The sequence below is a fragment of the Nocardioides sp. zg-DK7169 genome, assembly GCF_013155365.1.
Lineage (GTDB): Bacteria > Actinomycetota > Actinomycetes > Propionibacteriales > Nocardioidaceae > Nocardioides.
This window is the reverse complement of the sequence record NZ_JABJRA010000006.1, coordinates 141,827-165,441: the sequence shown is the minus strand read 5'-3', so window position 1 is coordinate 165,441 and position 23,615 is coordinate 141,827. Positions and strand designations below refer to the sequence as shown.

Genomic DNA, 23,615 nt, shown 5'->3' with positions numbered 1-23,615 from the left:
CGCCGGGCGCCTGACCCCGGCTGGGCCGGCTCACCCCAGCTGCTCGGAGGCCTCGAGCCACTCCAGCTCGAGGGCGTCCTTCTCCTCCGCGAGCGCCGACATCTGCTTGCCGAGGTCCGCGAGCAGCGCGTAGTCCTCGAGGTTGGCGGCCATCTTCTCCTCGAGCACGGCCTCCTGCTCCGCGATCTTCGCCAGCCGCTTCTCCACCCGCGCCAGCGCCTTGCGCGCCGTGCGCTCCTCGGCCGAGCCGGACCGGGCCTTCCCAGACGCCACCGTCGCCCCCGTCGCCCCGGTCGGTACGGCGGCGGGCGCGGCAGCCGCCGCGGCGGCGGCTGCGTCCACGGCCGCCAGCGAGGCCTCGCGCCGCTCGAGATACTCCTCCACCCCGCGCGGCAGCATCGAGACGGTGCCGTCGCCGAGCAGCGCCCAGATCGAGTCGGTGACCCGCTCCAGGAAGTACCGGTCGTGGGAGACCACGATCAGGGTGCCGGGCCAACGGTCGAGGAAGTCCTCGAGCACGTTGAGGGTGTCGATGTCGAGGTCGTTGGTCGGCTCGTCGAGCAGCAGCACGTTGGGCTCGTCGAGCAGCAGCATGAGCAGCTGGAAGCGGCGCCGCTCGCCACCGGAGAGGTCGCCGATGCGCGCGGTGAGCCGGTCGCCGGTGAAGCCGAAGCGCTCCAGCATCGAGGTCGCGGTGATCTCCCCGCCGTCGGTGGTGCGCGTCAGCTGGCGAACCCGCTCGACGGTGGGCAGCACCCGCGCGGTCGGGTCGAGGTGGTCGAGCTGCTGGGTCAGGTGGCGCAGCGCGACCGTGCGGCCGGTCTTCACCTTGCCGGCGCTGGGCTGCAGGTCGCCCGACAGCAGCGAGAGGAGCGAGGTCTTGCCCGCACCGTTGACGCCGACGATGCCGATCCGGTCGCCGGGGCCGATGCGCCAGGTCGCGTGGTGCAGCAGCTGACGCTCGCCGCGGTACAGGTCGACGTCCTCGACGTCGAGGACGTCCTTGCCGAGGCGCTGGGTGGCGAACTTCTGCAGCTCCAGCCGGTCGCGCGGCGGCGGCACGTCCTCGATCAGGGCGTTGGCGGCGTCGATGCGGAACTTCGGCTTGGAGGTGCGTGCCGGGGCGCCACGGCGCAGCCAGGCGAGCTCCTTGCGCACCAGGTTCTGCCGGCGCACCTCGGAGGCCGCGGACTGGCGCTGGCGCTCGGCCTTGGCGAGCACGAACGCGGCGTACCCGCCCTCGTAGGCGTCGACCGCGCCGTCGTGGACCTCCCAGGTCCACTGGCACACGGCGTCGAGGAACCAGCGGTCGTGGGTGACCACGACGAGGGCGGAGGGCAGCGCGGCGACGTGGGCGGCCAGCCAGGCGACCGCCTCGACGTCGAGGTGGTTGGTGGGCTCGTCGAGCACCAGCAGGTCGTGCTCGCCGATCAGCAGCGCGGCCAGCGAGCAGCGGCGCCGCTCGCCACCGGAGAGGCCCACGACCGGCCGGTCCAGGTCGATCCCGGCCAGGAGCACCTCGACGACCTCGCGGGTGCTCGGGTCGGCGGCCCACTCGTGGTCGGCGAGACCGGCGAGGACCGCCTCGCGGACGGTGTGCTCGTCGGAGAGCTCGTCGCCCTGGTGCAGGTAGCCGATCAGCAGCCCGCGGATGCGCGAGACCCGGCCGGAGTCGGGTTCCTCGATGCCGGTCATCACCTCCAGCAGGGTGGTCTTGCCGTCGCCGTTGCGCCCGACGATGCCGATCCGCTCCCCCGCGCCGATGCCGAGGGAGACCTCGTCCAGCAGGGGGCGGACGCCGTAGGACTTCGAGACGCGCTCGAGGTTGATCAGGTTGTTCGGGGCGGTGCTCACGCGTACTCCACGAGGTGGGCTCCCGACACCGCGCCGTTGGCGACGAGGACGGTCGGGTGCGGGTGGTCGCCGGGATCGCCGGCGTCGAGGGCCGCGGCGACCTCGCGGGCGTGGTCGCCGTCGCGGCAGAGGAACAGACAGGTGGGCCCGGACCCGGAGAGCAGCCCGCGCAGCGCGCCGGCCTCCTCCCCGCGGGCGATCAGGGCACCGAGCTCGGGACGCAGGTCGAGCGCGGGTGCCTGGAGGTCGTTGTGCAGCGCGGCCGCCAGCGCGTCGACGTCGCCCGCAGCCAGGGCGGCCAGCAGCGTGTCGGGGACGGGGGGCTGCGCGCTCGCATCGGGGACCATCACGTCGAAGTGGCGGTAGACCGCCGGGGTCGAGAGCCCCGCGTGCGCGGGCACCGCGACCCACCACCAGGTGCCGGCGTCCGGGACCCGCTCGACGAGCTCGCCGCGGCCGGTGCCCAGCGCCGTACCGCCGACCAGGGCGAACGGCACGTCGCTGCCGAGCTCGGCGGCCAGGGCCAGCAGGTCCTCGTCGGTGGTCCCGGTGCCCCAGAGACGGTCCAGCGCGACGAGCGCGGCCGCGGCGTCCGCGGAGCCGCCGGCCATGCCGCCGGCGACCGGGATCGCCTTGGCGACGTGCACCGCCCCGCGACGCGGTACGCCGTGGTGCGCGGCGAGCAGGTCGGCGGCGCGGGTGACGATGTTGTCCTCGACCGGCGGCAGCTCGACGCCGGCCATCCAGTCGGCGACGGCCACCTCGACGCTCCAGTCGTCGGCCTCGCGCACGGTGACGTCGTCGTGCAGGCCGACGGCCTGGTAGACGGTCACCAGCGGGTGGAAGCCGTCCTCGCGCGGCGCACCGACGCCGAGGTGGAGGTTGATCTTCGCGGGGGCACGGACGGTGCGCTCGCTCATCCGCGCTCCTCCCGGCGCCCGGCGACGATGCCCTCGGTCAGCGCGACGAACTGCTCGATCCCCAGCGACTCGCCGCGGGCCAGCGGGTCGATCCCGGCCGCGGCGAGCGCGGCGTCGAGGACCGCCGCGGAGCCCGCGAGCGGCTTGAGCACGCCGCGCAGGGCCTTGCGGCGCTGGGCGAAGGCGGCGTCGACGACGGCGAAGACCTCCACGCGCGTCGCGGTGGTGGTCGGCGGCTCGCGGCGGGTCCAGGCGACCAGCCCGGAGTCCACGTTGGGGGCCGGCCAGAAGACGTTGCGCCCGATGGAGCCGGCGCGCCTCACGTCGGCGTACCAGGCGGCCTTGACCGAGGGGACGCCGTAGACCTTGGAGCCGGGGCGGGCGGCCAGCCGGTCGGCGACCTCGGCCTGCACCATCACCAGGCCGCGCTCCAGGGAGGGCAGCAGCTCGAGCAGGTGCAGCAGCACCGGCACCGAGACGTTGTAGGGCAGGTTCGCGACCAGCGCGGTGGGCGCGGGGCCGGGGAGCTCGGTGACCCGCATGGCGTCGCCCAGCACCAGCTCGAAGCGGTCCGCCTGGGCGGGGGCGTGCTCGGCGATGGTCTGCGGCAGCCGGGCGGCGAGCACCGGGTCGAGCTCGATGGCGGTGACCCGGCCGGCGACCTCGAGCAGCGCAAGGGTCAGCGAGCCCAGGCCGGGGCCGACCTCGACCACGACGTCGGCCTCGGTGATCGCGGACTCGCGCACGATGCGGCGCACCGTGTTGGCGTCGATGACGAAGTTCTGGCCGCGCTGCTTGGTGGGGCGGAGGTCGAGCTCGGCCGCGAGCTGACGCACCTCCGCCGGTCCGAGCAGTTTCGGACCGGCGGAGGTGTCAGACATGGGCGCCAGCGTAGTCAGCGTGGGCCCGGTTCCCGCAGTCGAGGCGACCTCGTCGTGGGGGCTCAGCGCAGGCCGAGCTGGGAGGAGCAGTGCGGCCACTGGCCCCAGCCGGCGCGCGACTGCAGGATCTGGCCGCGCTTGATCTGCTCCTCGCGGCTGTGCTGGTGCGGCAGGCCGGTGCCGCCGACGGAGGCCCAGGTGCCGGCGCTGAACTGCAGGCCGCCGTAGTAGCCGTTTCCGGTGTTGGTGGCCCAGTTGCCGCCCGACTCGCACTGCGCGAGGCGGTCCCAGACGGTGTCGCCGCCGCTGTAGTCGGCCGCGGGGGCCGGCGCGGGGGCCGGCTTCTCCTTGGTGCCGACCAGCACGATGCGCGAGACCGGCTTGGCGGTGACGGTCTGCTTCACGACCTTGCGGTCCACGACCTCGCCGTTGCGGTAGGTGAGGCGGTAGACGACGTCGCGGCTGCCCGCGCGGCCCTCGCGCCCGACCTTCTCCTCGCCCTCGTAGATCGAGGCGTCGTCGCGCTCCTCGGTGGTGAACCCGATCGACTCGCCCTCGACGCGGCGGGTGTCCTTGCGGATGTCGGTCAGGACGATCGTGTCGCCGTCCTCGACCTTGGTCTTCAGGCCGGGCTTGACGATGTCGAGCTTGTCGACCTTGACGTCCATGGTGTCCAGCGCCTCACGGACGGTGAGGGCGGTGACCTTCTTCTTCACCGGCTTGCGACCGGCGAGGGAGAAGGTGAGCACCTTGGGCGTGACGACGGCGATCTCGAGGCCGTCGCGGCCGATCAGTGCGCCGCGGCTGGTGGAGATGCGGGCGGCGGCGAAGGGCCGGCCGATCTCGCCCAGGGCGTCCTCGACGGCCGTCGAGGTCACCCAGTAGGTCTGGGTCTCGCCGTCGACGGTCACCTCGAGCGGGCGGCCGAAGCGCACCGAGATCTTGGTGCCGTCGGTGACCTCCTCGTGCACACCGGGCGCGACCAGGTCGTGCTTGCCGACCTCGACGCCCTCGGACTCGAGGACGTCGCCGACCGTGTCGCCCATGGCGCGGACCTCGCGGGACTCCCCGTCGAGCGACAGGGTCACCGTCGTGGTCAGGGCGCTGTAGCCGAGCGTGGTGCCGGCGACCGCCAGGACGACGACCGTCGCCAGGATCCCCAGGAGCGCTCGGCTACGGGTGATGCGGCCCAGACGGGCGCGCATTGTGGGCTGCGTGGAAGCCACGATTCTCCATACGTCGTGCTGTCCGGGCCTCGGGTGTCAGTGCGTGCACACGGTGGTGCACGCGGGACGCACACGGGGTGTGCGAGGTGGTGCTCGCCAGTGCCGACCTTCGTTCTCGGGACGGCTGCCGGGCCGCGATGGGGGCGCTCGGCGGCCGCGGTGCACTGGTCTGATCGACCCGATCCCGGCCTACAAGTCGTCTACTGGAACAAGATCCGGGGCCGATTGCAAACCCTCGTCCCACATCTTGTGCCGGCGTGAGCAGGGTCTCGTGGCCGCGAGCACCCTCGACGGACCCTCGGAGTGCAGGTCCCGGGCGCGCTTCCCGCCCGTCTCGCGGACGGCTACCAGGCGCCGCCGAAGGCCCGTTCGGTGTTGGCGTCGACGGCCGCGCAGAGCTCGCCGAGGTCCTCGCCGCGCACCTCGGCCATCACCCGCATCGTGAGGGGAACCAGGTAGGAGGCGTTCGTCGCGCCGCGGTGCGGGTGCGGGGTCAGGTACGGCGCGTCGGTCTCGACCAGCACCCGGTCCTGCGGCGTCACGGCCAGCGCGTCGCGCAGCGGCTGGGCGTTGCGGAAGGTGACCGTGCCCGCGAAGGAGAGGTACGCGCCGCGGTCCACGCAGGCCCGCGCGAAGTCGGCGTCGCCGGAGAAGCAGTGCATCACCCAGCGCGGCGGGGCCCCCTCCTCCTCCAGCACCGCCAGCACCTCCTGGTGGGCGTCGCGGTCGTGGATGACCAGGGTCTTGTCCAGGCGCTTGGCCAGGTCGATGTGGCGCCGGAAGGACTCGACCTGCGCGGCGCGGCCGTCCTCGCCGGTGCGGAAGTGGTCCAGACCGGTCTCCCCCACTGCGCGCACCCTCGGGTGCGCCGCGGCGAGCTCCTCGATCTCGGCCATCGCCGCGTCCAGCCCGCCGGGGGTCGCCGCCAGCCGGGGCGCCTCGTTGGGGTGCAGCGCGACGCCGGCGACGATCGGGGCGTACGTCGCGGCCGCCTCGACCGCCCAGCGGGCGCCGGGGAGGTCGCAGCCGATCTGCACGATGCGGGTCACGCCCACCGCCGCGGCGGCGGCGAGCGCCTCGGGGGCCGGGGTCACCGGCTCCTCGCCGCGGGCGATGTCGAGGTGGCAGTGGTTGTCGACGACCGGGTGCGGGAGCGGCTCGGGCACGGGCGGACGCTGCTGGGTCATGCCGCCCCGGTCCGGGCCAGCACCGCGTCGGCCAGGGCCCGCGGGGCGTGGGTGGGGATCCAGTGCGAGACCCCCTCCAGCACCACCAGCTCGTACGGCGCGTCGACCCACGCCGACGTCGCCTCGACCGGCGCCCGGGTGATCGCGACGTCCCCGTCGCTCCACACCATCGTGGTCGGCACGGTGACCTTGCGCCCGTTGGCGCCGCCCAGGGAGAACGGCAGCGCGCGGTACCAGGCCAGCCCGCCGGGCAGCGCGCCGTCCTCCAGGACGTCGGTGCGGAACAGCTCGAGGTCCTCGGCGTCCATCCCCGAGCGGCGCAGCCAGGGCTCGAAGAGCCCGCGGGAAGCGAGCAGCTCGGGCACCACCGGCAGCTGGAAGAACCCCATGTAGGTGGAGTGCAGGCCCTGGGTGGAGGTCAGCATCGAGGACGTGAACGCACCGGTGTGCGGCACCGAGATCGCGGTCCAGGTGCGTACCAGCTCGGGGCGGGTCATCGTCAGGCCCCAGCCCACGGCGGCGCCCCAGTCGTGGCCGACCAGGTGCACCGGGCCGCCGATGCGGTCGATGAGCGCCGCGACGTCGGCGACGAGCTCGCCGGTGCGGTAGGCGCGGCGCCCCGTGGGGCGCGCACCCGAGGAGTAGCCGCGCTGGTCGGGGGCGTAGGTGCGCAGCCCGTGCTCGGCCAGCAGCGGCTCCACCTTGCGCCAGCAGCTGCCGCGCTCGGGAAAGCCGTGCAGCAGCACCACCGGCTCGCCGTCGAGCGGCCCCGCGTCGCGGACGTCGAAGACCAGCCCGTCGCGCTCGAAGGAGGTCAGCCGCTCGCTCATGACCCGCTCCCCCGGTGCACCAGGTCGTAGACCTCGCGCTTGGGCACGCCAGCCACCTTCGCGACCTCCGCGATCGACTCCTTGCGGGTCATGCCGTCCTCCTCGCGCTCGGCGACCGCGGCGCGCAGGCTCTCGGGATCGGTCCCGATCGTGCTCGCGGGGTCGGCCCCGGAGACCACCACGGTCACCTCTCCCCGTACCCCGTCGGCGGCCCAGGTCACCAGGTCGCCGAGCGGACCCCGGCGTACCTCCTCGTGGGTCTTGGTCAGCTCGCGGCACACCGCGCCGGCGCGGTCCTCCCCGAACGCCTCCGCCATCGCCGCCAGGGCCGCCTCCGTGCGGTGCGGCGCCTCGAAGAAGACCATCGTGCGCTCCTCGCGGGCCAGCCCGGCGAGACGGCGGGCGCGCTCGCCGGCCTTGCGCGGCAGGAACCCCTCGAAGCAGAACCGGTCGACCGGCAGCCCGCTCACCGCGAGCGCGGTGAGGACGGCGGAGGGCCCCGGCACCGCGGTGACGCGTACGTCGTGCTCGACGGCCGCCGCGACCAGGCGGTAGCCGGGGTCGGACACGCTGGGCATCCCGGCGTCGGTCACCAGCAGCACCCGCTCACCGGCCAGCAGGGCCTCGAGCAGCACCGGGGTGCGGGCGGACTCGTTGCCCTCGAAGTAGGACACCACCCGCGCGGTGACGGTGACGCCGAGGTCGGTGGTGAGCCGCTTGAAGCGGCGGGTGTCCTCGGCGGCGATCACGTCCGCCGTCGTCAGCTCCTGGACCAGGCGGGGCGGGGCGTCGCCCACCTGCCCGATCGGAGTCGCGGCCAGGACGAGCACGCCAGTCATGGCCACGATCATGTCAGCACCCGCCGGCCGGCCCCGAGCGCCCGTATTGTTCGTGCCCGTGACGTCCACCCGCCCGGCCCCCGCGGCCGGACCGCCCCGGGTCCCCGTCGAGGCGCGTCCCTCGGCCCGGGTCCGCCTGCGCGGCCGGATCGGTGCCAGCGACCCGCTGATGGGCTGGGTGGGCCCGCTGGGGGTCGCGCTGCTCGCCCTGGTGCTGCGGCTGTGGCACCTGGGCACGCCGCGCGAGTTCGCCTTCGACGAGACCTACTACGCCAAGGACGCGTGGTCGCTGCTCAACAACGGCTACGTGCGCACCTACGTCGACGACGCCGACGAGAAGATCCTCGACGGCACCACGACCGGGCTGTGGACCGACGACCCGTCGATGATCGTGCACCCCGACGTCGGCAAGTGGCTGATCGCGCTCGGCGAGTGGGCCTTCGGGATGAACCCGTTCGGCTGGCGGGTCTCCGCGGCGGTGGCCGGCGCGCTGATGGTGCTGGTGATGTGCCGCCTGGTGCGGCGGATGACCGGCTCCACGCTGCTCGGCTGCGTGGCCGGGCTGCTGCTCAGCCTCGACGGGCTGCACTTCGTGCTCTCCCGGCTCGCGCTGCTCGACATCTTCCTCGCGCTGTTCACGCTGTGCGGCGTCGCCTGCATCGTCAACGACCGCGACTGGTCCCGCGCCCGGCTCGCGGCGCTGGTCCCCGACCAGGTCACCAGCGGCTGGGGCCCGGTGCGGGCGATGCTGTGGCGCCCCTGGCTGCTCGCCGGCGGCGTGGCGTGGGGCCTGGCGATCGGCACCAAGTGGACGGCGCTGTACCCGCTGGCCGCGTTCGGCCTGCTGTGCTGGCTGTGGAGCGCGGGCGCGCGCCGGGCCCTCGGCGTACGGCGTCCGGTGCTGCGCGCGGCGCTGACCGACGGGCTGCCGGCCTTCGGCTACCTCGTGGTGCTCGCCGGCGTCGTCTACACCGCGACCTGGACCGGGTGGCTGGTGCACGCCGACGAGTACGAGGAGCACCTCTCCTCCACGCAGTACACCCGCTACAGCCACATGGAGGGCGACCGGGCGGTCTCGGAGGGCGACGCCACCTGGCCGACCGCCGAGGAGCCGGACGCCGACGGGCTCGGCGAGGTCACGCAGTCGCTGCGCTCGCTGTGGCACTACCACCGCGACGTCTACACCTTCCACACCCACTTCCTCAACGACGCCGAGCACACCTATGCCTCCAAGCCGCTGGGCTGGTTGATGCTGAACCGCCCGGTCGGCGTCTCCGCCGACACCGGGATCGAGCCGGGCACCCGCGGCTGCGACGCGGCCCCGGACAGCGACTGCCTGCGCCAGGTGCTGCTGATCGGCACCCCGGTGATCTGGTGGGGCGGCCTCCTCGCGCTGCTGTTCTCCGTGCTCGCCTGGGTCGGCATGCGGGACTGGCGCTTCGGCGTCGCCGTGGTCGGCACCGCCTCGACCTGGCTGCCGTGGATGCTCTACGACGACCGGCCGATCTTCTTGTTCTACGCGGTGATGACGCTGCCGTTCGTCGTGCTGGCGCTGACCCTGGCCATGGGCAGGCTCATCGGCCCCTCACGCGTCCCCAGCGCCCGGCGTACGACCGGGGTGATCGTGTCGGGGGCGTTCGTGGTGCTGGCGGTCTTGAACTTCGCCTGGTTCTGGCCGCTGTTCACCAACGGCCTGCTCACGCACGGCGAGTGGTTGGCCCGGATCTGGTTCGAGCGCTGGATCTGAGCCCGCTGGATCTGGGCGGCTGCGGGTACTGCCGCCCATGGGCCCCACCCGCACCGACCGCGTCCGCCAGCTCGTCGTCGTCCTCGCCGAGGTCTTCTGCGTCGTCGGCACCCTCGTCGGCACCGGGGTGATCGGCACCCCGGTCGCCGAGACGGCCGGCGGTGCGCTGTCGGCCGACGCGACGCTGGTGGCGCCTGCGGGGACGGCCTTCTCGATCTGGTCGGTGATCTACGTCGGGCTGGCGGCGTACACCATCTGGCAGCTGCTGCCGGGCAACGCGACGAACCCCCGCGCGCGGGCGACCGGGTGGCTGGCCGCGGCGTCGATGGTGCTGAACGCGACCTGGCTGCTGGTCACCCAGGCCGACCTGGTGTGGCTCAGCGTGGTGGTGATCGTCGTGCTGCTCGCGGTCCTGGTCGAGCTGGTACGCCGCCTGGCCCGGCACCGCGCCGAGGGCTGGGTGGACCGGCTGGCCGTGGACGCGACGTTCGGGCTCTACCTGGGCTGGGTGGCGGTCGCGACCTGCGCCAACACCGCCGCGGCCGTCGGCGACTCGCGCATCGACGTCTCCTCCGAGGACACCGTCGCGGTGGTCGGCACCATCGCGCTGCTGGCGCTGCTGACCACCCTCGAGGTGCTGTTCGCCTGGCGCTACGGCGCCCGGTGGGCGGTCGCGCTGGCCAGCGCCTGGGGCCTGGCGTGGGTGGCGGTCGGCCGGACCGCGGAGACCCCCGAGTCGCTGCCCACGGCGATCGCGGCCGGCGCGTGCGCGGTGGTGCTGCTCGCGGCCACCGCGGCGCTCCCCGTCGTACCGGCGCAGCGCGGCGGTGGAGGCCGGCGGGTGCGCCGCCCCGACACCGCGGCGGCCCCGCACTGACCCGTTCACCACGACGACCGGATAATGACGCGATGACGACCTTCCGTCCCGGCTGGGACTCGATCCCCGCACCGCTGCTCGACTTCTGGAGCGAGTACCACATCTGCACGCTCACGACGGTGCGCCCGGACGGCCGGCCGCACGTCGTACCGGTGGGGGGGTGGCGCTGGACCTGGAGCAGAAGTGCGCCTGGGCGATCACCAGCGCGGGCTCGCACAAGGTCGCCCACGTGCGTGCCGCCGGCCCGGACGCCCCGGTCGCGGCGTGCTCCGTGGACGGCCCCCGCTGGTCGACGCTGGAGGGCACCGCCACCGTCTGCGACGACGAGCACTCCGTGGCCCGCGCGATCGAGTGCTACACCGCCCGTTACCGCGCCCCGCGCCCCAACCCCGCCCGCGTCGCCCTGCGCTTCGAGGTCGACCGCTTCGTCTTCGGCCCCGGCCTCATCGCCCCCCGCTGACCACGCCCCCGCATCTCGCCGACTCGGCGCGTGCGGTGGGCCGAGTCGGCGAAGGGTGCCGAGGAACCCCGGGGGGTCACCGGCCGGTCAGCGTCCGAAGCGCTCCCGGAGGGCGTCGGTGAGCAGGCTGACGAGCGCCTCGAGCTGGACGTCGGCGGAGCCGCCGATCTCCTCGTCGGACCCGTCGAGGGCACGCGCGGCCAGGCCGGCCTTGCTGTCGATGAGCTCGGCGATCCGGGTGTCGATCGTCTGCGCGGCGATGATCCGCCACGCCGTGACCGGCTCCTCCTGACCGATCCGGTGGATCCGGTCGATCGCCTGGGTCTGCTCGGCGTCGGTCCACGACAGCTCCGCGAGCACCAGGTTGGAGGCCACCTGCAGGTTGAGCCCGACGCCGGCGGCGCTGAGCGAGCAGACGACGATCGCGACCTCGGGGTCCTCGACGAACGCGTCGATCGCCTTCTGGCGCGCCCTCGGGGTCTGGTCGCCGCGGATCGAGGAGTACTTCAGCCCGCGGCGGGCGAAGGTCTCCTCGGCGGCGTCCATGACGTCGACGTGCTTGGCGAAGAAGACGACCTTGCCGACGCTGCGCGCCAGCTGGGCGGCGTAGTCGGCGGCGAGGCCGGCCTTCGCCTGGCCGATGCGGCGCATCATGCTGAAGACGTTCTCGCCGTCCTTGGTGGACGCGGTGTCCTCGCGCTCCCACGTCGCGACGCGGCGTACCAGCTCCTCGTCGATGCCGTCGTAGGACTGCCCCCGGACCTCGAGCGCCGAGAGGTAGCGCTCCACCAGGCGGCGGGCCAGCTCGCGCTCCGAGGCGCGGATCGAGCGACCGGCCTCGTCGTCGAGCTCGACCGGCAGGTCGGCGACCCGGCGGGCCGGGATGTCCTTGGCGACGTCGATCTTGCGACGGCGCACGATGCCCATGTTGACCACGCAGCCACGCGCGGCGGGGTAGAACGCCGGGTCGGCCGGGGTCAGGCCGGTGTCCTCGAGCGCCTCCATCAGCGCGCCGAGCGGCTTGACGTCGTCGATCCAGCCGAGGAACTGCCAGATCGCGCGGAAGTCCTCGATGTCGTTGATCAGCGGCGTACCGGTGAGCGCCATCATCAGCGGCGCGGCGATCCGCTCGCGCATCTGGTCGGCGATGTGCAGCACGTGCTGGGAGCGCTGGGAGGACTTGTTCTTGATGAAGTGCGCCTCGTCCACGACCATGCCGCGGAACCCGAAGTCGCTCAGCCAGCCGACGTGGCGCTCGAGGATCTCGTAGTTGATCACCATGATGTCGGCGAAGCCGTCGACGTCGTGGCCGTCGCCGTGGATGACGGTGACGGTGCGCCCCGGCGTCCACAGGTGCGCCTCGCGGGCCCAGTTGGTCTTCACGACGTTGGGCACGACGACCAGCAGCGGGTAGGCGTCGGCCGCGTGGGCGGCCATCAGCGCCTGGGCGGTCTTGCCCAGGCCCGGCTCGTCGGCGAGCAGGAAGGAGCGGTGCCCGGCGGCGGCAGCGGCGACCACACGGGCCTGGTGCGGCATCAGCTCCAGGCCCTGCGGGGCGCGTACGGCGCTCTCCTCGGGCAGCGGCATGCAGGCGCTGGCGCCGGCCTGCTCGAAGGAGCGGAACAGCGGGCCCAGCAGCTCCCACCCGGCGAGGCGGCGCGGGTGGCCGTTGCGCGCGGCGAAGGAGAAGTCGGGGGCGAGGAACGGGTTCGCGAGCTTGCGGGCGATCACCGACTGCGGGACGACCTGGCGCTCGGGGTGCGCGAACGGCGAGACGACCGCCTCGGGCTCGGGCTCCTCCTCGACGACGGGCTCGAGGCCGGCGGCCAGCACCATCTCGCGGCGCAGCTCGCGGGCCTCCTCGGTGACCTTGGCGTCCTCGGCGAGCAGCGCCAGCAGGGAGGGGTCGCGCGCGGCGGTCTTGGCGAGGATCGTGCCGATGCCGTCGAGGCGCTTGAGCTCCTCGGCCCGGCGGCCCTCGCTGAGGTCGGCGTCGTTCTTGACCCGGGTGCGCTCCTCGCGCACCAGCAGCGCGACCACCTGGAACTTCGTGCGGGTCGAGGGGCGCACCGCCTTGCGCTGCACCCCGGTCTCGACCTCGCGCACGGCACGCGCCAGCACGGGGATCAGCCCCTCGTTGTCGAGCTCGCGCTGACGACGACGGGCGCGGGGTGCGGTGCGGGTAGCGCCGGCCTGGCGCTGGCCTCCTCGGGCCAAGGGTCCTCCTCTGGACTGCCTTCCGCCCCGGTCGGGGCGTGCGGCACCCCGCACGCGGTCCACGCCGTGCCCCTCGTCCGTGCCATACGACGGAGTATCGGGTCGATCGCCCGGCGGTCGTGATGCGGTTCCCCGGGGGCCGTGCGCGTGGATCCGACAGACGCGGACCGGACGGCGAGACCCGGGAGATGGTGCTTGGCACCGATGCTAGCGCGCAGGCGCCCCGGGGACACAACCGGCTCGCGGAGATACCCGAAGCACGTCATAGCCGCGCAGGATGCGCGTGGGACGCCTCCGGCCCCCCGCCTCCACGGCCAGCGCGGGGAAGCGCCGGTGCAGCGTCTCCAGTCCGACGTGGCCCTCCATCCGCGCCAGCGCCGCGCCGAGGCAGTAGTGCCGCCCCGAGGAGAACGAGACGTGGTCGCGCGCGCTGGACCGGGTCACGTCGAAGCGTGCCGGGTCGGCGAAGACCTCCGGGTCGCGGTTGGCGGCAGCCAGCAGGGCGGCCACCACGGAGCCGCCCGGCACCGGTACGCCGGCGACGACGGTGTCGCGGGTGGCGACCCGGCCGGTCAGCAGCACCGGCGGGTCGAGGCGCAGCACCTCGTCGACCGCGTCGGGCCATCGCTCGGGCTCCTCGGCCAGCAGTGCCCGCTGCTCGGGGTGGGCGCCCAGCAGCGCCACGCCGTTGCCGAGCAGGTTGACGGTGGTCTCGAAGCCGGCGGCCAGCACCAGCCCGGCGGTGGAGCGCAGCTCGGCGTCGGTGAGCCCGCCGCTGCCGTCGTCGTGCTGCGCGGCCACCAGCTGGCTCAGGAGGTCCTCGCCGGGCGCGCGGCGTACCTGCTCGAGGTGGTGGGTCAGCCAGCGCTCGAAGTCGCGCAGCGCCGCCTCGACCGCACGGAAGCGCGACCAGGACAGGCCCAGGTCGAGGCTGGGCGCGGCGGCGCTGCCGAGGCGCAGGACGACGTCGCGCTCGTGCGCGGGGACCCCGAGGATCTCCGCGATCACCGTGACCGGCAGCAGCGCGCAGTACGCCGGGACCAGGTCGAGGGTCGGCTCGGTGCGGCTGCGCCGCTCCAGGTCGTCGGCGAGGCGCTCGGCGATCTCGCGGGTGCGCTCGGTGAGGTCCTGCACGGCGCGGACCGAGAAGACGCGGGTCACCAGCCGGCGGTAGCGGGTGTGGTCGGGCGGCTCGCTGACCAGCAGCGACGGCGGTGAGAGCGGGCCCATCGGCGCGTCGGCCTGCGCCCACGCGGCGAGCCGGCCGAGCGGCCCGCCGGGGCCGACCGCGACGCCGGCGCGGAAGTCCGGGCTGGCGAGCACCTCGCGCACCACCGCGTGCGAGGCGGTCACGTGTGCGAAGCGGCTGCGGGGCAGCGGTCCGGCACGTCGTACCTCCTCGGCGAGGCGCCAGAAGTCCTCCCCGTCCGGGCCGATCCCCACCACCAGCCGGGAGTGCAGGTCACCGCCGCGGGCCGCGAGGGTCATCGCGCCGCGGGGCAGCGCGTGGTTCAGCCCCCACCGCAGTGCCGGGCGCACCGCGTGCAGACCCGGCCGCGTCTGTGCCAGTGTCGTTCCCACGAGCAGCCTCCCACTCCGGTACGTCGTCGTACCAACTACGGTACGACGAGGACCCGACACCGGCAAGGAGTCCCGATGACCCCAGCTGACCCCGCACAGGCCACCGCCGCCGTCGGCGAGCACCGCGCGCGGCTGCTGGCCGCCATGGCCGAGGCCCTGCGCGACAACCCCTTCGCCGAGGTCACCGTCTCCGAGGTCGTGCGCCGGGCCCGCACCTCGCGCCGCACCTTCTACCAGCACTTCGCCGACCGCGACGCCTGCCTGGTCGCGCTGCTCCAGGACCGCAACACCCAGACCGTCGCCAGCGTCGAGGCCGCCATCGACCCCGAGCTGCCGCTGCCCGAGCAGGTCACCCAGGCGGTCGCCGCCTGGATCGAGGAGGTCGCCGCCGACCCGGGCCTGACCCTGGCCTGGATCCGCGAGGTCCCCGCGCTCGGCTCCGCGGGGCGCGAGCTCACCCGGCTGGCCAACGACGCCTTCGCCGACCTGATCGCCCGGGTGGCCGAGGAGGCCGGCGCCGGTGACCTGGTGGCCGACCGTGCCCCGCTGGCACTGGTGCTCATCGGCGGCCTGCGCGAGCTGGTCGCCCGCGCCGTCGAGGACGGCGAGGACGTGCGCCAGCTCGGCGACGCCGCCGCCAGCGCGGCGCTGGCGCTGCTGTCCGGCGCCTCGCCGCCGGAGTAGCACCCCCCGGCCCGGGAGACCCGGGCGACCCGGGCACTTCGCCCGTGGACGACGCGTGAGGACCGACCCACCCTCGGGGGAATGAGTCCGCAGACGCGCGACCTCGACACCTTCTGGGCGGAGCCCGCCGAGTCGGTGCTGCGCGCCCTGGAGGTGGACGAGGCCGGCCTCTCCGCGGACGAGGCGGCGCGACGCCTGGACACCACCGGGCCGAACCGGCTGGCGCCGGCGCGGCACCGCAGCTGGGTGGTCTCGCTCGCCCAGCAGTTCGCCGATCCGGTGATCCTGATCCTCGTCTTCGCCAGCCTGGTCTCGCTGGTGCTGCGCGACGTGACCGACGCGGCGATCATCCTCACCATCGTCGCGTTGAGCGGCCTGCTCGGCTTCTACCAGGAGCACCGCGCCTCGGTGGAGATGCAGCGGCTGCTCGCGCTGGTCCAGGTCCACGCCGACCTGCGCCGCGACGGTGCCCCGGCCGAGGTGGCGCTCGAGGAGGTGGTGCCCGGCGACCTGGTCGTGCTCAAGGCCGGCGACGTCGTCCCCGGGGACTGTCGGCTGGTCAGCGCCGACGCCCTGCAGGTGGACCAGGCGGCGCTGACCGGCGAGACCTTCCCCCAGCACAAGCAGCCCGCGCCGGTGCCCGCGGAGACCGCGCTGGCCGGGCGCCACGACGTGCTCTACCTCGGCTCCCACGTGGTCAGCGGGCGCGGCCTCGCCGTCGTGGTGGCGACCGGCGCACAGACCGAGCTCGGCCGGCTCTCCGGTCGTCTGGAGGAGTCGGCGCCCGCGACCGGGTTCGAGCGCGGGGTCCGCAGCTTCGGGCTGCTGCTGGCGCGCGTGACCTTCGTGCTCGCGCTGGTGATCCTGGCCCTCAACCTGACCCTGGAACGGCCGTTCGCGGAGTCGCTCCTGTTCTCCTTGGCGCTCGCCGTCGGCCTGACCCCGCAGATGCTGCCGGCGATCATCTCCGTCAGCCTGGCCACCGGTGCCCGCCGGATGGCGGCGAAGCAGGTGATCGTGCGGCGTCTGGACGCCATCGAGGACTTCGGCGCGATGGACGTGCTGTGCACCGACAAGACCGGCACCCTCACCGAGGGCACCGTCCAGCTGCGGGGCGCCCTGGACCCGAGCGGCGCCGAGAGCGACGAGGTGCTCGCCCTCGCGGCGCTCAACGCGGGGCTGCAGGGCGGGTACGCCAACCCGATCGACACCGCGATCCTCGCGACCCGCGCCCCGGACCCGTCGTACGCCGCGGTCGACGAGGTGGCCTACGACTTCACCCGCAAGCGGCTGAGCGTGCTGGTCGAGGGACCCGACGGGCGCCGACTGGTGTGCAAGGGCGCCTACGACTCGGTGGTCGGCGTCTGCGCCGCCGGTACGCCGCGCGAGGAGCTGGACGCGCGGTTCCGCGAGCTCAGCGACGCCGGCTTCCGGGTGCTGGCCCTCGCGCGGCGCGAGCTGCCCGGTGTCGACACGGTCACGGTGGAGGACGAGCGGGACCTGGAGTTCGCGGGCTTCCTGGTGCTCGCCGACCCGCCGAAGCAGGACGCCTCCCGGGTCCTCGGCGAGCTGGCGGCGGCGGGGATCGGCGTACGCATGATCACCGGGGACAACCGGCGGGTGGCCGCGCACGTCGCCGGCGAGGTCGGCCTGGACCCCACCGGGCTGCTGACCGGCTCCGCGATCGAGTCGCTGGACGAGGACGAGCTGGTCGCCCGGGCGCGCGAGACCCAGGTGTTCGCGGAGGTGGACCCCTCGCAGAAGGAGCGGATCATCCGCGCGCTACGGAGCGGCGGCGCCATCGTCGGCTACCTCGGCGACGGCATCAACGACGCCGGTGCCCTGCACCTCGCCGACGTCGGGATCTCGGTCGACACCGCTGTCGACGTGGCCAAGAGCGCCGCCGCGATCGTGCTGATGGACAAGGACCTCTCGGTCCTGGAGCACGGGGTGCAGCTGGGGCGCCAGACCTTCGCCAACACCTTGAAGTACGTGATGACGACCGTGAGCGCGAACTTCGGCAACGTCATCAGCATGGTGATCGCCTCGGCGTTCCTGCCGTTCCTGCCGCTGCTGCCGCGCCAGATCCTGCTGCTGAACTTCCTCTCCGACATCCCCAGCACGACCATCGCCGCCGACACCGTCGACCCCGAGCAGCGCGAGCGCCCGCAGCGCTGGGACATCGGCTTCATCCGCGACTTCATGGTGCTCTTCGGCCTGCTCAGCACCGCCTTCGACCTGCTGACCTTCGCGGTGCTGCTCCAGGTCTTCGACTCCGGCTCCACGCTGTTCCGCTCCGCGTGGTTCGTCGGCTCCACGCTGACCGAGCTCACCGTGCTGCTGGTGCTGCGCACCCGGCGTCCGGCGTACCGCAGCAGGCCGGGGCGGGGCCTGCTGATCACCTCCGCGGTCGTCGCGGTGGTCACGATCGCGATCCCCTACTCCCCCGCCGCGTCGGTGCTCGGCCTGCGCGCGCTGCCCGCCGCGGTGCTGGGCTCGCTGCTGCTGATCACGCTGGCGTACGTCGTGGCCGCCGAGACGATCAAGCACTCCTTCTACCGCGCGATCGCCGAACGGGCCGCTCGCCCGCCGCGCGCCCTCGGCTCCCCGGCCGCGCGGGTCCGGAGCCGCCGGCTGCGGCAGGTGGTGCGCGAGCACAGCGGGTGGCGGGGGCGGACGGGGTAGGGCCGGGCCGGCGCCGACGGGATAGTCCGCCACACAGGTGTCGCGTTTCGCCCGATCCACGACACCTGTGTGGCGGACTATCGACATGGCCTGGCGCGACCCCCGCACACGCACGAACGGCCGGCGAGATCCTCGCCGGCCGTTCGTGTCTTCGGTGGAGCTGAGGGGATTCGAACCCCTGACCTTCTCATTGCGAACGAGACGCGCTACCAACTGCGCCACAGCCCCATCGCGTCGTTGCTGACGCGGGCGAAACGTTAGCACCCGCTCCCCCGGCCCAGCCAATCGGCCGGGCGGGAGCGGCGGTTCAGGACCCGAAGGCCCGCTGGTCGTCGCCCTCGGTGCGGGCCGCGCGCTCGGCGCGCTCGGCGTCCGCCGCCTCGCGGGCGAGCTGGCTGTCGGCGTCGGTGTGGCCCGAGGTCCACACGCCGGTGTCCTCGAGGTCGATGGTGCGCACGGAGCGGCGGGCCGCCGCCGGCTTGGAGACGTACGTCGGGAGGGTGACCGGCACCGGGTCCCACAGGCCCGACTCGGCGTCGGGGGCGAGCGTGAGGACGCCGATCTCCTGGGTGCTCTCGCCGGGCGCCTCGCTGTCCGCCTCCTGGGCGGTCACGGTGCCGGCGGTCCCGGGCGCGGCGTCCTCGCCCGGCGCCTCCTCGGCCGCCGCCGGGACGGGGGCCGCGGGGCGTGCCACGCGCGCGGTGAGGCCTCGCTCCTGGCGCACCATCAGCCGGCAGGCGACCAGCCAGGCGATGAGCAGGGCGACCGGCGCGGCGACCCACCACCAGGAGACGACCGAGAACGACGCGAGCCCGATGACGAGCGCGTTGGTGCCGAGGATCGCGACCAGCACGCGACGGCGACGGGCGGCCGCCCGGTTCGCGGCCTCGCGGCGCGCACGCCGCTGCGCGGGAGTGAGTACGACGGGCTCCGGAGCCGCAGCGACCGCCGACGGCTTGGTCTGCACGACCGGCGCCGCGGGGGCGCGGCCCGGGGTGAGGACCGTGCGCGAGCTGCCGCGCTCGGCGGCGGGCTCACGGCGCGCCAGCACCCGCATCGTGTCGGAGAACCGCTCCACCGACCGGCTGCGCACCGCCTCGTCGTGATGCTTGAGCGCCTTCGGGACGAGATAGACCGCCCACGCCACGGCCAGGGCGAGGAAGATGAGTGCGCTCGGGTTCACGGGTCAAGAGCCTAGGAGCGCATCCGCATCGACCTCCGGAGATCGGGAGGTGTGTCGCAAAACTACTTCTGGGGCTCGTGTGACTGAGCCCGACTTTTTGCCCCGCGTCTCGCCCACCGGACGCCTCTGGCCCGCCAGGGCCGCCGCGGACCGCTAGGCCGGGTCGAGCCGGTCCAGCAGCGACCCGGGGCACTCCTCGCGGGTGATCGCGTAGAGCCGGTGGTCGCGCCAGTCCCCGTCGATGTGCAGGTAGCGCGGCGCCAGGCCGTACTCGCGCAGCCCGAGCTTCTCCACGACCCGCAGCGAGTTGGAGTTCTCCGGGCGGATCGCGACCTCGATGCGGTGCAGCCGGAGCGGGCCGAAGCAGTGGTCGATCACCATCGCCACCGCCCGCGGCATGATCCCGCGCCCGGCGACGTCCTGGTCCAGCCAGTAGCCGATCGAGGCGAACTGCGCGGACCCGCGCACCACGTTGTTGACCGTCACCTGCCCCACGAAGCGGTCGTCGACCTCGATCGCGAAGGGATACGTCGTGCCGAGCCGGGCCTGGCGGTGCAGCGTCCGCACCAGGGAGCGGTACGACGTGGGGCGCGCGTCGGCGCCCGGCGGGACGGTGGCGTCCCAGCGCACCAGCCACGCGGCGTTGCGGGTGCGGACCTCGCGCCAGGCGTCGCGATCACGCAGGGAGAGCGGGCGCAGCAGCACCGGCCCGGAGCTCAGCCGCACCGGCCAGGCCACGCCGGCCGACGGGGAGACCCGGGCGCCGCTCAATGGTCGCTCCCCACCAGCTGCTCCGCGGCGTGCACCAGCACCGGCTCGAGCACCGCGAGGCCGTCCTTGACCCCGCCGCGGGAGCCGGGGAGGTTGACCACGAGGCACTGCCCGACGACCCCGGCGAGGCCGCGCGAGAGCACCGCGGTGGGCACCCCCTGGGCGACGCCGTGGGCCCGGATCGCCTCGGCGACGCCGGGGACCTCGCGGTCCAGGAGCTCGCGGGTCACCTCGGGGGTGCGGTCGGTCGGGGTGAGGCCGGTGCCGCCGGTGGTCAGCACCACCCGGGCGCCGGCGTCGACGGCCGCGCGGATCGCCGTACCGACCGGTGCGCCGTCGGGCACCACCGCCGGCTCGTCGACGACGAAGCCGAGGCCGCGCAGGGCGTCGCGGATGAGGGGGCCGGTGGCGTCCTCGTAGACGCCGGCCGCGGCGCGGTTGGAGGCGACGACGACGGCCGCGGGAAGCCCGCGGGCCTCCCCGGCGCCGCTCACGCCCGGCTCCACTCGCCCGAGCGGCCGCCGCTCTTGGCCTCCACCCGGACGTCGGTGATGACCGCGCCCTTGTCGACCGCCTTGACCATGTCGACGACCGTGAGCGCCGCGACCGAGACGGCCGTGAGCGCCTCCATCTCGACGCCGGTGCGGTCGGTGGTGCGCACGGTGGCGCGGATCGCGACGGCGTCGTCCTCGACGTCGAGGTCGACGGTGACCCCGGAGATCGCGAGCGGGTGGCACAGCGGGACCAGCGCGGGCGTCTGCTTGGCCGCCATGATCCCGGCGACCCGCGCGACCCCCAGCGCGTCGCCCTTCGGCACGCCCTCCCCGCGCAGCAGCGCCACCACGTCCGCGGAGACCAGCACCCGCCCGGAGGCGGTCGCCGCGCGCGCGGTGACGTCCTTGGCCGAGACGTCGACCATGCGCGCCGCGCCGGTCTCGTCCACGTGGGTCAGCTGGGCCGGGCGGTCGGTCATGGGTCCTCCTGGGGGCGGCGGTTGCTCCGCCTGGGGTCAGAGGTCGGTGTCGAGCGGCAGCACGTCGACCCGCTCGCCGGCGGCGAGCGAGGTGGTGTCCTCGGGGACCACGATCAGGGCGTTGGCCGAGGCCAGCTCGCCGATCATGTGCGAGCCCGCGCCGCCGACCGGCGCGACCGAGGGGCCGCCGCCCTCGACGACGTACTCCGCGCGCAGGAACTGCCGCTTGCCCGCCGGCGAGGCGACCGAGCGGGTCAGGCGCGCCGGGACGGTGGGGCGCACCGACGGCTCGATGCCCATCAGCCGGCGCAGCGCCGGGAGCACGAAGAGCTGGAAGGAGACGTAGGAGGAGACCGGGTTGCCCGGCAGCGTGAAGATCGGGGTGCGGTCCTCGCCGACGAAGCCGAAGCCCTGCGGCTTGCCGGGCTGCATCGCCACGCCGCCGAACCACACGCCGGTGGGCGCGAGCGCCTCCTTGACGACGTCGAAGTCGCCCTGGGAGACCCCGCCGGAGGTCACCACGACGTCGGCGCGCACCAGCTGGTCCTCGAGCGCCTCGAGGAACGCCGCCGGCTCGTCGGGGACGATCCCGACCCGGTAGGCCAGCGCCCCGGCCCGGCGCGCGGCCGCGGCGAGGAGGAAGGAGTTGCCGTCGTAGATCGAGTCGTGGCCCAGCGGGGTGCCGGGGTCGCGCAGCTCGGATCCGGTCGAGAGCACCACGACGCGGGGGCGCGGGCGCGATCGCACGCTCGCGCGGCCCAGCGAGGCGAGCAGCCCGAGGTGGCGCGGGCCGAGCACGGTGCCGCGCTCGACGACGAGGTCGCCGATCGAGACGTCCTCGCCGGCCGGGCGGATGTGCTGGCCGCGGGCGGGCGCGCGGTCGATGCGGACCTGGGCGACGCCGCGGTCGGTCCACTCGTAGGGCACGACCGCGTCGGCGCCGGCCGGCACCGGGGCGCCGGTCATGATCTTGGCGGCGGTGCCGGGCGAGAGGGCGAGCAGCTGGGCGTTGCCGGCGCCGATCTCCCCCACCACCGGCAGGTGGACGGGGGCGTCCGCGCTGGCGCTGGCGACGTCGCGGTGGACCACGGCGTAGCCGTCCATCGCGGAGTTGTCGAACGACGGCAGCGCGACCTCCGCGACGACGTCCTCGGCGCAGGCCAGGCCGAGCGCGTCCATCAGCGGCTGCGGGTGGTCCGGCAGCGGGCGCAGGTCGCGCAGCACCCGGTCGAGGTGCTCCTCGACGCTGACCAGGTCGGGGGCCGGGGCGCCGGAGGCCGGGGCGGGCTCGTGCTGTCCACTCATCCGCGCCTCAGCTCTCGGCCGCGAGGACCGTGCCGGGCTCGATGCGACGGGCGGAGTCGGCATGCACCTCGACGTCGCCGACCACCTGCACGCCCTTGGCGAAGGTGACGTCGCCGTCGACGCGGAACGCACTGGCGCGCCGCAGCGAGGGGGCGCCCTCGGGGAAGCGCTTGTCGAACTCGCCGACCAGCTTGTAGAAGCCGGTGTCGAGGTCGATGAACGGGACCTCCTCGACGGACGGGTCGAGCACGAAGTCCTCGCGGATGTCGTAGACGTCCGAGCGCAGCACCAGCAGGTCGTTGGTGGTCTTCACCGGGATGAACCGGTCGCGACCCACCTCGATCAGCTGGGAGCCCTCGAAGACCTCGATCGCGGCGCCCATGGCAGTCTCGATCTGGACCACCTCGGGGCTCGAGGAGTCGCCCGGGTCGACGGTCTTGACGTTGCGGATCATCGGCAGGCCGAGGATGCCGGAGCGCTCGTCGAGGAGCTGCTGCATCGCCCGCAGGTCGAACCACAGGTTGTTGGTCGAGCAGAAGCGGTGCCGGTCGAGGTCGGCGAGCGCGTCCTTGTCGGCGTCGAGGGTCTGCGCGGTCTCGCGCAGCACGATCCGCCCGTCGCTGAGGCGCCGCGCGAAGTGGCCGCCCTTGCGGTCCGAGGGAGTACGACGTACCGCCTCGATGGCGAACGGCGCGCCGCTCTGGGCGAACCAGCCGGCCACGCGGGCGTCGGGCACGGCGCCGAGGTTGTCGGAGTTGGACACGAACACGTAGCGGTAGCCGGCCTCGATCAGCCGCTCCAGCAGCCCGGTGCCGCGCAGCGCGGTGTAGATGTCGCCGTGGCCGGGCGGGCACCACTCCAGGTCGGGGTCGGCGGGCCAGCTGGCCGGGGTGAGGTCCTTGGTGAGGAGCTTGGGCTCCTTGTTCTGCAGGAACTCCAGCGGCAGGCCCTCGACGGGGAGGTCCTCGTAGCGGGCCAGCGCGGCCATCGTGTCCGCGGAGGTGCGGAAGCTGTTCATGAAGATGAGCGGCAGCGTCGCGTCGTACTGCTTGCGCAGGTTCAGCACCTGGCGGGCGATGATGTCGAGGAACGACAGCCCGCGGCGCACGCACAGCAGGGACTTGGCGCGGTCCATGCCCATGGAGGTGCCGAGCCCGCCGTTGAGCTTGATCACCGCCGTGTGGCGCACCGCCTCGCCGGCGACGTCCGCGGGGACCTCGACGTCGGCCAGGGACTCCATGTCCACCGGCTCGATCGTCGACTCCGGGATCATCCCGGTCTCCCCGTGCTCGAGCAGCCGGTAGTAGTGGGCGAAGGTCTCGATCGCCACCTCGTCCACCCCGGCGGCCGCCATCTTCTCGCGCGCCTGCTTCAGGCCTGCACTACCCATGTGCC

General features: G+C 74.0%; 20 protein-coding genes, 1 tRNA gene and 1 pseudogene. 6 read left to right on the top strand and 16 right to left on the bottom strand.

Annotated elements, in window-relative coordinates:
- Positions 1-30: 30 nt before the first annotated feature.
- The 7 genes from HOQ23_RS11525 to rsmI all read right to left on the bottom strand — a co-directional run bounded on the left by HOQ23_RS11525 (position 31) and on the right by rsmI (position 7,737).
- Positions 31-1,854, bottom strand: coding sequence for an ABC-F family ATP-binding cassette domain-containing protein (locus tag HOQ23_RS11525; RefSeq protein WP_172214737.1), 1,824 nt, complete (start codon positions 1,852-1,854; stop codon positions 31-33).
- Positions 1,851-2,774 carry a 4-(cytidine 5'-diphospho)-2-C-methyl-D-erythritol kinase gene (locus HOQ23_RS11520; RefSeq protein ID WP_172214736.1) on the bottom strand — a complete coding sequence of 308 codons (924 nt, stop codon included), beginning with the start codon at positions 2,772-2,774 and terminating at the stop codon, positions 1,851-1,853. The genes HOQ23_RS11525 and HOQ23_RS11520 overlap by 4 nt, the downstream gene beginning before the upstream one ends.
- Positions 2,771-3,655, bottom strand: a complete 885-nt coding sequence (gene rsmA / locus HOQ23_RS11515) for a 16S rRNA (adenine(1518)-N(6)/adenine(1519)-N(6))-dimethyltransferase RsmA (protein ID WP_172214735.1) — start codon at positions 3,653-3,655, stop codon at positions 2,771-2,773. The genes HOQ23_RS11520 and rsmA overlap by 4 nt, the downstream gene beginning before the upstream one ends.
- 62 nt (positions 3,656-3,717) lie before the next feature.
- Positions 3,718-4,860 (bottom strand): resuscitation-promoting factor, encoded by a 1,143-nt coding sequence (locus HOQ23_RS21245; protein ID WP_172214734.1) that lies wholly within the window; start codon positions 4,858-4,860, stop codon positions 3,718-3,720.
- Positions 4,861-5,225: 365 nt separating this feature from the next.
- On the bottom strand, positions 5,226-6,068 hold the full coding sequence (locus HOQ23_RS11505) for a TatD family hydrolase (protein ID WP_172214733.1): 843 nt from the start codon (positions 6,066-6,068) through the stop codon (positions 5,226-5,228).
- Positions 6,065-6,898: an alpha/beta fold hydrolase gene (locus HOQ23_RS11500; protein ID WP_172214732.1), complete on the bottom strand. Its 834-nt coding sequence runs from the start codon at positions 6,896-6,898 to the stop codon at positions 6,065-6,067. Before HOQ23_RS11500 ends, HOQ23_RS11505 begins: the two co-directional genes overlap by 4 nt.
- A complete protein-coding gene (rsmI, locus tag HOQ23_RS11495) occupies positions 6,895-7,737 on the bottom strand; it encodes a 16S rRNA (cytidine(1402)-2'-O)-methyltransferase (protein ID WP_172214731.1) in 843 nt (280 codons plus the stop codon). Before rsmI ends, HOQ23_RS11500 begins: the two co-directional genes overlap by 4 nt.
- A gap of 58 nt (positions 7,738-7,795) precedes the next feature.
- On the opposite strand from rsmI, the gene HOQ23_RS11490 reads away from it, so the two are divergent.
- The 4 genes and pseudogenes from HOQ23_RS11490 to HOQ23_RS11480 all read left to right on the top strand — a co-directional run bounded on the left by HOQ23_RS11490 (position 7,796) and on the right by HOQ23_RS11480 (position 10,821).
- Positions 7,796-9,484, top strand: a complete 1,689-nt coding sequence (locus tag HOQ23_RS11490; RefSeq protein WP_367650466.1) for a dolichyl-phosphate-mannose--protein mannosyltransferase — start codon at positions 7,796-7,798, stop codon at positions 9,482-9,484.
- Positions 9,485-9,521: 37 nt separating this feature from the next.
- Positions 9,522-10,361, top strand: a complete 840-nt coding sequence (locus HOQ23_RS11485; RefSeq protein ID WP_216654113.1) for a tryptophan-rich sensory protein — start codon at positions 9,522-9,524, stop codon at positions 10,359-10,361.
- Positions 10,362-10,393: 32 nt separating this feature from the next.
- Positions 10,394-10,483, top strand: a pseudogene (locus HOQ23_RS21575) (acyltransferase); the annotation flags it as partial.
- Between the two features lie 38 nt (positions 10,484-10,521).
- Complete coding sequence (locus tag HOQ23_RS11480; RefSeq protein WP_253945417.1) at positions 10,522-10,821, top strand: hypothetical protein; 300 nt, start codon at positions 10,522-10,524, stop codon at positions 10,819-10,821.
- 87 nt (positions 10,822-10,908) lie between these two features.
- Here HOQ23_RS11480 and HOQ23_RS11475 read toward each other — a convergent pair whose 3' ends face one another.
- Both HOQ23_RS11475 and HOQ23_RS11470 read right to left on the bottom strand, forming a co-directional pair.
- A complete protein-coding gene (locus tag HOQ23_RS11475) occupies positions 10,909-13,038 on the bottom strand; it encodes a DEAD/DEAH box helicase (RefSeq protein ID WP_172214729.1) in 2,130 nt (709 codons plus the stop codon).
- Between the two features lie 207 nt (positions 13,039-13,245).
- Positions 13,246-14,619, bottom strand: a complete 1,374-nt coding sequence (locus tag HOQ23_RS11470; RefSeq protein ID WP_367650465.1) for a cytochrome P450 — start codon at positions 14,617-14,619, stop codon at positions 13,246-13,248.
- Positions 14,620-14,694: 75 nt separating this feature from the next.
- Between HOQ23_RS11470 and HOQ23_RS11465 the strand changes: the two genes are divergently transcribed.
- Together HOQ23_RS11465 and mgtA are read left to right on the top strand one after the other, a co-directional pair.
- Positions 14,695-15,303, top strand: a complete 609-nt coding sequence (locus HOQ23_RS11465) for a TetR/AcrR family transcriptional regulator (RefSeq protein WP_172214728.1) — start codon at positions 14,695-14,697, stop codon at positions 15,301-15,303.
- A gap of 81 nt (positions 15,304-15,384) precedes the next feature.
- Positions 15,385-17,988 (top strand): magnesium-translocating P-type ATPase, encoded by a 2,604-nt coding sequence (mgtA, locus tag HOQ23_RS11460; RefSeq protein ID WP_172214727.1) that lies wholly within the window; start codon positions 15,385-15,387, stop codon positions 17,986-17,988.
- A gap of 155 nt (positions 17,989-18,143) precedes the next feature.
- On the opposite strand, the gene HOQ23_RS11455 is transcribed toward mgtA, so the two are convergent.
- From HOQ23_RS11455 to HOQ23_RS11425, 7 genes are all read right to left on the bottom strand, one after another.
- Positions 18,144-18,216 (bottom strand) — tRNA-Ala (locus HOQ23_RS11455).
- Positions 18,217-18,295: 79 nt separating this feature from the next.
- Entirely contained in the window at positions 18,296-19,171 is an 876-nt protein-coding gene (locus HOQ23_RS11450; RefSeq protein ID WP_172214726.1) for a hypothetical protein, read from the bottom strand.
- 153 nt (positions 19,172-19,324) lie between these two features.
- Positions 19,325-19,942 carry a GNAT family N-acetyltransferase gene (locus HOQ23_RS11445; RefSeq protein WP_216654111.1) on the bottom strand — a complete coding sequence of 206 codons (618 nt, stop codon included), beginning with the start codon at positions 19,940-19,942 and terminating at the stop codon, positions 19,325-19,327.
- Positions 19,939-20,436, bottom strand: a complete 498-nt coding sequence (locus HOQ23_RS11440; RefSeq protein ID WP_172214725.1) for a molybdenum cofactor synthesis domain-containing protein — start codon at positions 20,434-20,436, stop codon at positions 19,939-19,941. Before HOQ23_RS11440 ends, HOQ23_RS11445 begins: the two co-directional genes overlap by 4 nt.
- Positions 20,433-20,915 carry a cyclic pyranopterin monophosphate synthase MoaC gene (gene moaC, locus HOQ23_RS11435; RefSeq protein WP_172214724.1) on the bottom strand — a complete coding sequence of 161 codons (483 nt, stop codon included), beginning with the start codon at positions 20,913-20,915 and terminating at the stop codon, positions 20,433-20,435. Before moaC ends, HOQ23_RS11440 begins: the two co-directional genes overlap by 4 nt.
- 36 nt (positions 20,916-20,951) lie before the next feature.
- Positions 20,952-22,220, bottom strand: a complete 1,269-nt coding sequence (gene glp / locus HOQ23_RS11430; RefSeq protein WP_172214723.1) for a gephyrin-like molybdotransferase Glp — start codon at positions 22,218-22,220, stop codon at positions 20,952-20,954.
- Positions 22,221-22,227: 7 nt separating this feature from the next.
- Positions 22,228-23,610: a UTP--glucose-1-phosphate uridylyltransferase gene (locus HOQ23_RS11425; RefSeq protein ID WP_172214722.1), complete on the bottom strand. Its 1,383-nt coding sequence runs from the start codon at positions 23,608-23,610 to the stop codon at positions 22,228-22,230.
- Between the last annotated feature and the right edge of the window lie 5 nt (positions 23,611-23,615).

What these genes read in the sequence shown, in the direction of transcription:
- HOQ23_RS11520 (WP_172214736.1), bottom strand. Translation starts at nt 2,774, where the DNA reads ATGAGCGAGCGCACCGTCCGTGCCCCCGCGAAGATCAACCTCCACCTC.
- rsmA (WP_172214735.1), bottom strand. Translation starts at nt 3,655, where the DNA reads ATGTCTGACACCTCCGCCGGTCCGAAACTGCTCGGACCGGCGGAGGTG.
- HOQ23_RS21245 (WP_172214734.1), bottom strand. Translation starts at nt 4,860, where the DNA reads ATGCGCGCCCGTCTGGGCCGCATCACCCGTAGCCGAGCGCTCCTGGGG.
- HOQ23_RS11505 (WP_172214733.1), bottom strand. Translation starts at nt 6,068, where the DNA reads ATGACCCAGCAGCGTCCGCCCGTGCCCGAGCCGCTCCCGCACCCGGTC.
- HOQ23_RS11500 (WP_172214732.1), bottom strand. Translation starts at nt 6,898, where the DNA reads ATGAGCGAGCGGCTGACCTCCTTCGAGCGCGACGGGCTGGTCTTCGAC.
- rsmI (WP_172214731.1), bottom strand. Translation starts at nt 7,737, where the DNA reads ATGACTGGCGTGCTCGTCCTGGCCGCGACTCCGATCGGGCAGGTGGGC.
- HOQ23_RS11485 (WP_216654113.1), top strand. Translation starts at nt 9,522, where the DNA reads ATGGGCCCCACCCGCACCGACCGCGTCCGCCAGCTCGTCGTCGTCCTC.
- HOQ23_RS11465 (WP_172214728.1), top strand. Translation starts at nt 14,695, where the DNA reads ATGACCCCAGCTGACCCCGCACAGGCCACCGCCGCCGTCGGCGAGCAC.
- mgtA (WP_172214727.1), top strand. Translation starts at nt 15,385, where the DNA reads ATGAGTCCGCAGACGCGCGACCTCGACACCTTCTGGGCGGAGCCCGCC.
- moaC (WP_172214724.1), bottom strand. Translation starts at nt 20,915, where the DNA reads ATGACCGACCGCCCGGCCCAGCTGACCCACGTGGACGAGACCGGCGCG.
- glp (WP_172214723.1), bottom strand. Translation starts at nt 22,220, where the DNA reads ATGAGTGGACAGCACGAGCCCGCCCCGGCCTCCGGCGCCCCGGCCCCC.
- HOQ23_RS11425 (WP_172214722.1), bottom strand. Translation starts at nt 23,610, where the DNA reads ATGGGTAGTGCAGGCCTGAAGCAGGCGCGCGAGAAGATGGCGGCCGCC.